General features: G+C 70.2%; 15 protein-coding genes. 8 read left to right on the plus strand and 7 right to left on the minus strand.

The window, feature by feature from the left end:
• Positions 1-8 precede the first annotated feature (8 nt).
• Genes LHA26_RS07250 through LHA26_RS07260 form a run of 3 tightly spaced genes read left to right on the plus strand, consistent with a single transcriptional unit; the run spans position 9 to position 1,278 of the window.
• Positions 9-476 (plus strand): PTS sugar transporter subunit IIA, encoded by a 468-nt coding sequence (locus LHA26_RS07250; protein ID WP_252168047.1) that lies wholly within the window; start codon positions 9-11, stop codon positions 474-476.
• Complete coding sequence (locus LHA26_RS07255) at positions 473-937, plus strand: PaaI family thioesterase (protein ID WP_252168048.1); 465 nt, start codon at positions 473-475, stop codon at positions 935-937. The genes LHA26_RS07250 and LHA26_RS07255 overlap by 4 nt, the downstream gene beginning before the upstream one ends.
• Complete coding sequence (locus LHA26_RS07260; RefSeq protein WP_252168049.1) at positions 934-1,278, plus strand: DUF1491 family protein; 345 nt, start codon at positions 934-936, stop codon at positions 1,276-1,278. Before LHA26_RS07255 ends, LHA26_RS07260 begins: the two co-directional genes overlap by 4 nt.
• Before the next feature lie 155 nt (positions 1,279-1,433).
• Here LHA26_RS07260 and LHA26_RS07265 read toward each other — a convergent pair whose 3' ends face one another.
• On the minus strand, positions 1,434-1,571 hold the full coding sequence (locus LHA26_RS07265) for a hypothetical protein (protein ID WP_252168050.1): 138 nt from the start codon (positions 1,569-1,571) through the stop codon (positions 1,434-1,436).
• Here LHA26_RS07265 and LHA26_RS07270 point away from each other — a divergent pair.
• Positions 1,555-2,097, plus strand: a complete 543-nt coding sequence (locus LHA26_RS07270) for a cell wall hydrolase (RefSeq protein WP_252168051.1) — start codon at positions 1,555-1,557, stop codon at positions 2,095-2,097. The two genes, LHA26_RS07265 and LHA26_RS07270, sit on opposite strands and share 17 nt — an antisense overlap.
• 41 nt (positions 2,098-2,138) lie before the next feature.
• Positions 2,139-2,627, plus strand: coding sequence for an MmcB family DNA repair protein (locus LHA26_RS07275; protein WP_252168052.1), 489 nt, complete (start codon positions 2,139-2,141; stop codon positions 2,625-2,627).
• A gap of 9 nt (positions 2,628-2,636) precedes the next feature.
• Here LHA26_RS07275 and LHA26_RS07280 read toward each other — a convergent pair whose 3' ends face one another.
• The gene (locus LHA26_RS07280; RefSeq protein WP_252168053.1) at positions 2,637-3,245 is read right to left on the minus strand and encodes an ankyrin repeat domain-containing protein; all 609 of its coding nucleotides are present in this window, start codon (positions 3,243-3,245) and stop codon (positions 2,637-2,639) included.
• A gap of 53 nt (positions 3,246-3,298) precedes the next feature.
• On the opposite strand from LHA26_RS07280, the gene LHA26_RS07285 reads away from it, so the two are divergent.
• Genes LHA26_RS07285 through LHA26_RS07295 form a run of 3 tightly spaced genes read left to right on the plus strand, consistent with a single transcriptional unit; the run spans position 3,299 to position 5,023 of the window.
• Positions 3,299-3,880 carry an SCO family protein gene (locus tag LHA26_RS07285; RefSeq protein ID WP_252168054.1) on the plus strand — a complete coding sequence of 194 codons (582 nt, stop codon included), beginning with the start codon at positions 3,299-3,301 and terminating at the stop codon, positions 3,878-3,880.
• Positions 3,877-4,311, plus strand: a complete 435-nt coding sequence (locus tag LHA26_RS07290) for a YcgN family cysteine cluster protein (RefSeq protein ID WP_252168055.1) — start codon at positions 3,877-3,879, stop codon at positions 4,309-4,311. Before LHA26_RS07285 ends, LHA26_RS07290 begins: the two co-directional genes overlap by 4 nt.
• A complete protein-coding gene (locus tag LHA26_RS07295) occupies positions 4,268-5,023 on the plus strand; it encodes a M48 family metallopeptidase (RefSeq protein ID WP_437441249.1) in 756 nt (251 codons plus the stop codon). Before LHA26_RS07290 ends, LHA26_RS07295 begins: the two co-directional genes overlap by 44 nt.
• A 12-nt stretch (positions 5,024-5,035) precedes the next feature.
• Here LHA26_RS07295 and LHA26_RS07300 read toward each other — a convergent pair whose 3' ends face one another.
• From LHA26_RS07300 to LHA26_RS07320, 5 genes are all read right to left on the minus strand, one after another.
• The gene (locus LHA26_RS07300; RefSeq protein WP_252168057.1) at positions 5,036-5,752 is read right to left on the minus strand and encodes a sulfate/molybdate ABC transporter ATP-binding protein; all 717 of its coding nucleotides are present in this window, start codon (positions 5,750-5,752) and stop codon (positions 5,036-5,038) included.
• On the minus strand, positions 5,749-6,585 hold the full coding sequence (gene cysW, locus LHA26_RS07305; RefSeq protein WP_252168058.1) for a sulfate ABC transporter permease subunit CysW: 837 nt from the start codon (positions 6,583-6,585) through the stop codon (positions 5,749-5,751). The genes LHA26_RS07300 and cysW overlap by 4 nt, the downstream gene beginning before the upstream one ends.
• Positions 6,582-7,433 (minus strand): sulfate ABC transporter permease subunit CysT, encoded by an 852-nt coding sequence (gene cysT / locus LHA26_RS07310; RefSeq protein ID WP_252168059.1) that lies wholly within the window; start codon positions 7,431-7,433, stop codon positions 6,582-6,584. Before cysT ends, cysW begins: the two co-directional genes overlap by 4 nt.
• Before the next feature lie 55 nt (positions 7,434-7,488).
• Positions 7,489-8,514 carry a sulfate ABC transporter substrate-binding protein gene (locus tag LHA26_RS07315; protein WP_252168060.1) on the minus strand — a complete coding sequence of 342 codons (1,026 nt, stop codon included), beginning with the start codon at positions 8,512-8,514 and terminating at the stop codon, positions 7,489-7,491.
• 89 nt (positions 8,515-8,603) lie between these two features.
• The gene (locus tag LHA26_RS07320) at positions 8,604-9,098 is read right to left on the minus strand and encodes an RrF2 family transcriptional regulator (protein WP_367890743.1); all 495 of its coding nucleotides are present in this window, start codon (positions 9,096-9,098) and stop codon (positions 8,604-8,606) included.
• Positions 9,099-9,162 lie beyond the last annotated feature (64 nt).

Raw genomic sequence — 9,162 nt, forward strand, 5'->3', positions numbered from 1 at the left:
CTTCCCACATGGACGATCTGAGCGACATCCTCGCGCCCGAGGCGGTGTTCCATGATCTGAACGCCGCGTCCAAGAAGGCGCTGTTCGCCACGCTTGCCGGGCTCGCCGCTCGGCAGGCGGGGCTGGACGCGCGCCTGGTGGGCGAGCGGCTGCAGGAGCGCGAGCGGCTCGGATCGACCGGCTTCGGCGCGGGCGTGGCGATCCCGCACGGCAAGATCGACGGGCTGGACCGGGTGATCGGCCTCTTCGCCAAGCTGGATCGCCCGATCGACTTCGCCGCGATCGATCAGCTTCCCGTCGATCTCGTCTTCGTGCTGCTGTCGCCGCCGGCGGCGGGCGTGGATCATCTGAAAGCGCTGGCCCGCGTCTCGCGGCGGCTGCGCGATCGCGGCTTTGTCGCCAAGCTGCGCGGCGCGGGCTCGGCCGACGCGCTCTACGCGCTGTTCGTCAACGGCGACGCGCGCGACGCCGCGTGAGCGCCGCGCCCACCGGCGAGACCGCCCATTTCCGGGCGCTGGAATCGCTCTATGCGGCCGCGCCGATCAACCGCCTGTTCGAATCGCGGCTGGAAATCGCCGAGGCCGGGCTGGCGCGCATCCATTTCGAGGTGGATGCGCGCGTCCACCATGCCGCCGGCGCGGCGCATGGCACGCTCTATTTCAAGATGCTCGACGATGCCGCCTTCTATGCCGCCAACAGCCTCGTCTCGGACACCTTCCTGCTCACCACCGCGTTCAATCTGCTGCTCACCGCGCCGATCCGCGCCGGGCGGCTGGTGGCGGAGGGGCGCTGGGTGAGCGGCCGGCGGCGCGTGCTCGTCGCCGATGCGCGGCTGATCGATCCCGCCGGCGAGGAGATCGCCCGCGGCACGGGCACCTTCATGCGGTCGCGCTTCGCCCTCTCCTCGCTGCCCGGCTATGCCGTGCCCGCCGCATGAGCGCCGCCCGGCTCGCCGCGCGCATCGAGGCGACCGCGCTGATGCGGCTGGCCGAGGCGCGCGGCGGCAGCGCCGCCTTGCTCCATCGCGGTCATGCCGAGGCCGGAACGATTCTCGTCTATCTTGCTGATCGCGGCGCGTTTTTCGGGCTGTTCGAGCGGCTGCTCCAGGCCGATTCGCGCTATCGCTGGACCAAGGTCGGACCACAAGATGTTGAGAATTCAGAGGCTCTTAACACCTATATCCGGGGACGCACCCGAATCGATCCGGACCTGTGGGTGGTGGAACTGGATATCGCCGGAGTCGAACGCTTCGCCGCTGAAATGATCGCGACGGGTTGACGCAGCCGCCACCGCCGGGTCAAAGGACCGTCATTCATTGGTAACGGCTGCCGCCCGTGTTTCTCAAGGTGGCTCCCGTAGTCGGGGGATCGCGTCAGGCCCGGAAGTTCGGGGGGCCGAGCTTGATTCACCGCCTCATTACGGACTGAAATGCGTCAAGCGCTGCGCGCGGCCGTCACGGCTGCGTCCTTCTTCTGCGTCGTCGGTGCGACGGTGGTTTCGGCCCCGTCCTTCGCTTCCGAAACGCCGGGTGCGCCGGCGGGAAGCGCCACCGCGATGCTCGCGGCGGTCACCGGCCCGCTCCTCGCCGTGGATGTCCACGCGCTTCAGCAAAGCGATCCGGACTTCTCAACGCAGGCCGATCCCGCCCGTTCCGCCACGACCGACACGCTGGGCAGCGCCAGTCCCCAGTCGCTCGAGACGCTGGTCGCCGATCACCTGGACGATAGCACCGCCACCGAGGAAGAGCGCTGCCTCGCCACCAGCGTTTATTACGAGAGCAAGGGCGAGCCCCTGCCCGGCCAGCTCGCTGTCGCGCAGACGATCCTCAACCGGTCCAAGTCGGGCCGCTTCCCCGATTCGGTGTGCGGCGTGGTCCGGCAGCCGGGCCAATTCTCCTTCCTGCGTGGCGGCGATCTGCCGAGCCCGCCTCAGGCGAGCAGCGCCTGGCAGCGCGCCGTCGCCATCGCCAAGGTGGCGCGCGAGGGGCTGTGGAAGCAGATCGCCCCGGCGGCGCTCTATTTCCATGCGCGGCGCGTGTCGCCGGGCTGGGGCAAGGTCCGCATCGCCTCGATCGGAAACCACATCTTCTTCCGCTGAGCGGACTTTCAACCGTTCGCGCGATGTTCTAAGGCGGGGCCGTGTCCGGCTCCGCTTCCGCTGAATGCCTCGCCGACGCCCCGCCCGTGGCGCGGGACGTGGCGCGGGGCGTCTCCCGCTTCTTCTTCCGCGCCGATCGCATGGCGCTGTGCGAGGTGCCGCTCGGCAATAGCCGCCGCGCCGACATCATGGCGCTGGACGGCAAGGGGCGGATCGTGATCGTCGAGATCAAGGTCTCGCGCGCCGATCTGCTCGGCGATGGCAAATGGCCCGAATATCTGGATTATTGCGACAGTTTCTACTGGGCGGTGCCGCCCGGCTTCGATCTCGCTCCGTTCGAGACCGAGGCGTTCCGCCCCGATCTCTGCGGGCTGATCGTCGCCGATCGCTACGATGCCGCCATCGTGCGCGAGGCGCCGTGCCGCCCGCTGGCCGCCGCGCGCCGCAAGGCCGAGACGCTGCGCTTCGCGCGCCGGGCCGCGCGCCGCGTGCTCGGCGGGCTCGATCCCGATGCGATCGGCTGGGACTGAGCCATGGCCTCAGCCGTTGATCCCCGGCCCCGCCACTGCCTTCTTGGTCTTGGGCTTGGCTTCCTGAAGCACCTTGAGGATCACCGCCGAGCGCGGATCGCGCGTGGCATAGTCGATCGCCGAAAGCCCGGCGACGTGATCGGCGATGCGCGGATCGGCGCCCTGGGTGATGAGCGCGCGCACCACCGGCAGGCTGTGCGCCTCGGTGGCGAGGATCAGCGGGGTTTCGCCCTGGTTATTGGGCAAGTCCACATTGGCGCCGTAGGTGAGAAGATCCTGCACGCCCTCCGCCCAGCCGAGCTGCGCGGCGATGGCCAGCGCCGTCATCCCGTCGCGGTCGCGCGCGTTGATGTCCGCGCCCTTGCCGAGCATGAAGTTCATCCAGGTCAGATCGCGGCGGCGGGTGACGATGTGCAGCGCCGTCTCGCCCGTATTGCTGTCGCGGCCCTGGATGATGGTGGTGGCCGGCTTGTCCAGAAGCTCGGTCGCCTTGGTGCCGTCGCGATCGCGCACGGCCTTGAGAAAGCTGTAGCTGTCCGACACGAATTGCTGCGCCTGGAGCGGCACGGCGCCCGCCAGCAGCATCGCCCCCGCCCAGGCCCGCCATCCCCGCATCATTCTGCTCCCTTCGCTTGCAATGCGCCTGTTAGCGCAGCATGGCTGGCCCTGTCATGAACCTTCGCCCCTTGTCGTGCGCGGTGCTGCTCTGCCTCGCCGCCTGCCAGGATCGGCACGCGCCGGCCGAGGCGCCGCCGCTGGCGGGCGCGCGGCTGGGCGGACCCTTCAGCCTGACCGACCAGGCCGGCCGCCCCGTCAGCGACCGCAGCTTCGCCGGGCGCTACCGGCTGATCTATTTCGGCTACAGCTATTGCCCCGATGTCTGCCCCACCACGCTCCAGGCGCTGATGGCGGGCTATCACCGGCTGCCGGCCGAGGTGGCGCGGCGGATCGTGCCGATCTTCATCACCGTCGATCCCGCGCGCGACACGCCGCCGGTGCTCGCGCGCTATGTCGCCGCCTTCGGGCCCGAGCTTGTCGGGCTGACCGGACCGGCCGACCGCATCGCGCCGATCGCGCGCGCCTATGGCGTCTCCTTCCATGCCCAGCCGGCCGCTCCGGGCAGCACCGGCTATCTGGTCGATCATGTCAGCCAGCCTATCCTCTACGGGCCGGACGGCGCCCCGATCGTGCTGCTGCCCGCCGATCAGGGGCCGGACGCGGTGGCGGCGACGCTGCGCCGGTGGGTGCGATGAGCGCGCGCTTCTGGGAGACCAAGCGGCTTGAGGATATGAGCCGCGAGGAGTGGGAATCGCTCTGCGACGGCTGCGGCAAATGCTGCCTGCACAAGCTCGAGGACGAGGAGACCGGCGAGGTCTTTCCCACCAACGTCGCCTGCCGTCTGCTCGATCGACGCTCGGGCCGGTGCAGCGATTATCGCCGGCGCCAGGCCTTTGTGCCCGAATGCGTGCGGCTCACGCCGCGCAGCCTCGCGACGATCGACTGGCTGCCCGGCACCTGCGCCTATCGCCTGCTCGCCGATGGCGCGCCGCTGCCGGACTGGCATCCGCTGATCACCGGCGATCCCGAATCGGTGCATCGCGCCGGCATTTCGGTGCGCGGCTGGACGGTGAGCGAGGATGATGCGGGCGATCTCGAACATCATATCGTCGAGCGTGATCTCTGAGCCGCGCTTCTCGGCCGGGGGGCTGAGCCGCACGCTGGAGATCCGCCGCGTCGCCACCGCGCGCGGGCTGCGGCTGACGGTGGATCCGCGCGACGGCGCGGTGCGGCTCAGCATGCCGCCGCGCCATTCCGAAGCCAAGGCGCGCGCCTGGGCCGAGAGCAAGCGCGGCTGGATCGAGGCGGCGCTCGCGCGTCTGCCCGTGCCCGCGCCGATCCGGCCCGGCGGGCGGCTGCCCTTTCGCGGCGCGGCGCTGACGCTCGACTGGCAGCCGGACGCCGCGCGGCGGCCGCTGCTCGAGGGCCAGCGGCTGCGCGTGGGCGGGCCGCTGCCCGGCTTCGCGCGCCGCGTGCTGGACTGGGCGCGCCGCGAAGCGCTCGCCCAACTCGAGGCGGAGACGCGCGCGCTCGCCGCCGAGGCGGGGGTGACGGTGGGCCGTGTCGCCATCGGCGATCCGCGCGGCCGCTGGGGCAGCTGCTCGGCGAGCGGCGACATCCGCTATTCCTGGCGGCTGATCCTCGCCCCGCCCTTCGTGCTGAGCGCGACGGTCGCGCACGAAGTCGCCCACCGCCTGCACATGGATCACAGCCCCGCCTTCAAGGCCGCCGAACGCCGCCTCGCGGGCGATCCGGGCCCGGCGCGCGCCTGGCTGCGCGCCCATGGCGCCAGCCTCCACTGGATCGGCCGCGAGCCCGAGCCGGACACCCTGGTCTAGCGGCGCCCCACCTCAGCGCACGAATTCGCGGACAAAGGGGGTGGCGGGGTGCGCCTCGATCTCGGCCGGGGTGCCATATTGGGCGACGCGGCCGGCGCTGAGGATGGCGACGCGATCGGCGAGCGCGAAGGCCTCCTCGCGATCATGGGTGACGAAGATGGAGGTGAGGCCGACACGATCATGGATCTCGCGCAGCGCGCCCCGCAGCTCGCGCCGGACCTTGGTATCGAGCGCGCCGAACGGCTCGTCGAGCAGCAGGATGCGCGGCTCGCGGGCGAGCGCGCGGGCCAGCGCCACCCGCTGGCGCTGGCCGCCCGAAAGCTGCGCGGGATAGCGTTTCTCCAGCCCGGTGAGCTGGACGAGCGCGAGCAGATCGGCCACGCGCGCGGCGATGGCGGCGCGCGGCGGCCGCGCCCGGCGCTTCATCACCGTCAGGCCGAAGGCGATGTTCTGCGCCACCGTCATGTGACGGAACAGCGCGTAATGCTGGAAGACGAAGCCGATGCCGCGCGCCTGCACGGGCACATCGGTGACATCCTCGCCGCCGAACCGGATATGGCCCTCATCGGCATGGTCGAGCCCGGCGATGATGCGCAGCAGCGTCGTCTTGCCCGAGCCGGAGGGGCCGAGCAGCGCGACAAAGGCGCCATCGTCGATGGCGAGGCTCACCCCCTCGAGCGCGGCGGCGGTGTCGAAGCGTTTGACGACGGAATCGATGGTGATGGTCATGGTCGGTGTCCGCTGGCGGCGAGCTGGTCGCGGTGGCGCCATTCGAGCAGCGCGCGCGCGGCCAGGGTCACCAGCGCGAGCAGGGCGAGGAGCGAGGCGACCGCGAAGGCGCCGACGAAATCATATTCATTGTACAGCTGCTCCACCTGGAGCGGCATGGTGTTGGTGAGCCCGCGAATATGGCCCGACACCACCGACACCGCGCCGAACTCGCCCATGGCGCGGGCATTGGTGAGCAGGACGCCATAGAGCAGGCCGAAGCGGATATTGGGCAGCGTCACATGCCAGAAGGTGGCGAACCCGCCCGCGCCCAGCGTGAGCGCGGCCTCTTCCTCGGCGCGGCCCTGCGCGGTCATCAGCGGGATCAGCTCGCGCGCGACATAGGGGAAGGTGACGATCGTCGTGGCCAGCACGATTCCCGGCACGGCGAACATGATGCGGATGCCATGGCCGAGGAGCAGCGGCCCGAACCAGCCGCGCGAGCCGAACAGCAGCACATACATCAGCCCCGCCACCACGGGCGAGATCGAGAAGGGCAAATCGATCAGGCTGACGAGCAGATTCTTGCCCCGGAAATCATGCTTGGTGATCGCCCAGGCGGCGGCGACGCCGCACAGCGTGTTGATCGGCACCGTCAGCGCCGCGGTCAGCAGCGTGAGGCGGATCGCGGCCAGCGTATCGGGCTGGCCGAGCGCGGCGAGAAAGGCGGGCACGCCCTTGGCGAGCGCGCCGGCGAACACCATCGCCAGCGGCAGCAGGATGAGCAGCCCCAGCCAGGCGAGCGCCAGCGCGATCAGCCAGCGGCGCGGCGACGAGGCGCGGCGCGGCGTCATCCCTGGCCCAGCCGTCGCCGTTCGCGACCCTGAAGGATGTTGATCCCGGTCAGCAGCACGAAGGAGGTGGCGAGCAGCACCGCCGCGATCGCGGTGGCGCCGGCATAATCATATTGCTCGAGCTGGGTGACGATGAGCAGCGGCGCGATTTCCGTATGATAGGGCATGTTGCCGGCGATGAAGATGACCGAGCCATATTCGCCGACGCCGCGCGCGAAGGCGAGCGCGAAGCCGGTGATCAGCGCCGGCGCGATTTCCGGCAGCAGCACGCGCAGGAAGATGGCGCTGCGCCCGGCGCCGAGCGTGGCGGCGGCCTCCTCGATATCATGGCCGAGATCGGCGAGCACCGGTTCGACCGTGCGCACGATGAAGGGCAGGCCGACGAAGATCAGCGCCAGCACCACGCCGGCGGGGGTATAGGCGACGGGAAGCCCCAGCCGCGCGAGCGGCGCGCCGATCCAGCCATTGCGCGCATAGAGCGCGGTGAGCGCGATGCCGGCAACGGCGGTGGGCAGGGCAAAGGGCAGGTCCACCATCGCGCCGGCCAGCCTCTTGCCGGGAAATTCGTAGCGCACCAGCACCCAGGCGATGAGCAGGCCGATGCCGCAATTGATCCCGGCGGCGGCGAGCGCGGCGCCGAAGCTCAGCCGATAGGCGGCGAGCGCGCGCGCGCTGAAGCCGATCGCCAGGAAATGGCCCGGCCCCAGCGACACCGAGCGCCACAGGATCGCCGCCAGCGGCAGCAGCACGATTAGCCCGAGCCAGGCCAGGCTGAGCCCCAGCGTCAGGCCCAGCCCCGGCATGGCGCCCCGATGGCGGCGGCGGCGCGAAAGGGAAAGGCGGCTCATCGGCCCATCAAGGATCGCATTTGCGCGCGCCTGTCCAGTCGGGGCGGCGCCGGGCTCAGTGCTTGGCCGCCGCGAAAATCTGGTCGAACGCCGCGCCATCGGCGAAATGGGCCGCCTGGGCGCGCGTCCAGCCGCCGAAATTGCGCTCCACGGTGAACAGCTTCAGGCGGGGAAAGCGGCTGGCGTAGCGCGCCGAGACGGCGGCATCGATCGGGCGGTACCAGTTCTGCGCGATCACCGCCTGGGCGGCGGGGGTGTAGAGATAGCGCAGATAGGCCTCGGCCACCGCGCGGCTGCCCTTGCGATCGACATTCTGGTCCACCAGCGCCACCGGCGGCTCGGCGCGGATCGAGACCGAGGGCACGACCACCTCGAACTTGCCGCCGCCGCTCTCCTGCATCGCCAGATAGGCCTCGTTTTCCCAGGCGATCAGCACATCGCCCTGGCCGCGCTGCACGAAGCTGGTGGTCGCCCCGCGCGAGCCCGAGTCGAGCACGGGCACATTGTGGAACAGGCGGGTCATGAAATCGCGCGCGCCCGCATCGCTGCCGGTGGCGCCGCGCGCATAGCCCCAGGCGGCCAGATAATTCCAGCGCGCGCCGCCCGATGTCTTGGGATTGGGCGTAATCACCTGCACGCCGGGCTTCACCAGATCGCCCCAGTCATGGATCGCCTTGGGATTGCCCTTGCGGACGAGGAAGACGATCGTGGAATAATAGGGCGTGGAGTGATCGGGCAGCCTGGTCTGCCAGTTGGCGGGCAGCAGCTTGGCCTGGCTGGCGATCGCATCAATGTCATAGGCGAGCGCCAGCGTCACCACATCGGCCGGCAGACCATCGATCACCGCGCGCGCCTGCGCGCCCGAGCCGCCATGGCTCTGGCGGATCGTGACCGTCTGCCCCGTCTTGCGCTTCCACGCGGCGGCGAAATCGGCATTCACCGCACGATAAAGCTCGCGCGTGGGATCATAGGAGACGTTGAGCAGCTCGATCGGCGCGGGCGCGGGCGCGGGTGCGGCGGCGAGCGGGCCGGCGGCGGCGAGCGCGGCAAGGCCCGCGAGCAGGACGGAACGTCGGCGCATCAGCAGCATCTCCCCATGTGCCTTTCCCTGCTATGGGGTGGCGGCCGTCGGGAGAAAGCGGAAAATCTTGGCCGGGGCCTATAAAGACTTCAGGCGTGCAGCGCGTCCGCGCGCGCCGAGGCCGCCGCGCGCGGCTCCGGATCGGCCGCGTCGCCCTCGTCGCCGGCGATCTCGAAGCTGGCGGCATCGGCGAGCGACGTGCCCGCCAGCGTGCGCAGCGTATCCTCGCGCACCTGCACCATCAGCCGGCGGATGGCGCAGCGCGCCTCGTCATGACAATCGTCGCATCGGGCGTAAAAATTATGGCTGGCACAGGGCACCAGCGCGATCGGCCCGTCGGTGATGCGGATGACATCGGCGAAGCTGATCTCGGCGGGCGGCTTGGCCAGCACATAGCCGCCGCCCGGCCCGCGCCGGCTGCCGATAAAGCCCGCCTTCTTGAGATCCAGCAGGATCAACTCCAAATACTTGCGCGGCACCCGCTGCTGGCTGGCAATTTCCTGGGCCTGTACCGGGCGGCCGGCTTCGGCTTCGGCGAGGTGCAACAGCGCGCGCAGCGCATAGCGGGTTTTCTGCGATAGCATGGCGGCTCCGCCTTATGCCTCCAAAGCTTGACCGGCAATGACTGCGCCTTGGATAAATGGACCG

The organism is Sphingomonas morindae (genome assembly GCF_023822065.1).
GTDB lineage: Bacteria > Pseudomonadota > Alphaproteobacteria > Sphingomonadales > Sphingomonadaceae > Solisphingomonas > Solisphingomonas morindae.

Coding starts and splice junctions, on each gene's coding strand:
- LHA26_RS07250 (WP_252168047.1), top strand. CDS start 9: ATGGACGATCTGAGCGACATCCTCGCGCCCGAGGCGGTGTTCCATGAT.
- LHA26_RS07260 (WP_252168049.1), top strand. CDS start 934: ATGAGCGCCGCCCGGCTCGCCGCGCGCATCGAGGCGACCGCGCTGATG.
- LHA26_RS07270 (WP_252168051.1), top strand. CDS start 1,555: ATGCTCGCGGCGGTCACCGGCCCGCTCCTCGCCGTGGATGTCCACGCG.
- LHA26_RS07280 (WP_252168053.1), bottom strand. CDS start 3,245: ATGATGCGGGGATGGCGGGCCTGGGCGGGGGCGATGCTGCTGGCGGGC.
- LHA26_RS07285 (WP_252168054.1), top strand. CDS start 3,299: ATGAACCTTCGCCCCTTGTCGTGCGCGGTGCTGCTCTGCCTCGCCGCC.
- LHA26_RS07290 (WP_252168055.1), top strand. CDS start 3,877: ATGAGCGCGCGCTTCTGGGAGACCAAGCGGCTTGAGGATATGAGCCGC.
- LHA26_RS07295 (WP_437441249.1), top strand. CDS start 4,268: ATGCGGGCGATCTCGAACATCATATCGTCGAGCGTGATCTCTGAGCCG.
- LHA26_RS07300 (WP_252168057.1), bottom strand. CDS start 5,752: ATGACCATCACCATCGATTCCGTCGTCAAACGCTTCGACACCGCCGCC.
- cysW (WP_252168058.1), bottom strand. CDS start 6,585: ATGACGCCGCGCCGCGCCTCGTCGCCGCGCCGCTGGCTGATCGCGCTG.
- cysT (WP_252168059.1), bottom strand. CDS start 7,433: ATGAGCCGCCTTTCCCTTTCGCGCCGCCGCCGCCATCGGGGCGCCATG.
- LHA26_RS07315 (WP_252168060.1), bottom strand. CDS start 8,514: ATGCGCCGACGTTCCGTCCTGCTCGCGGGCCTTGCCGCGCTCGCCGCC.
- LHA26_RS07320 (WP_367890743.1), bottom strand. CDS start 9,098: ATGCTATCGCAGAAAACCCGCTATGCGCTGCGCGCGCTGTTGCACCTC.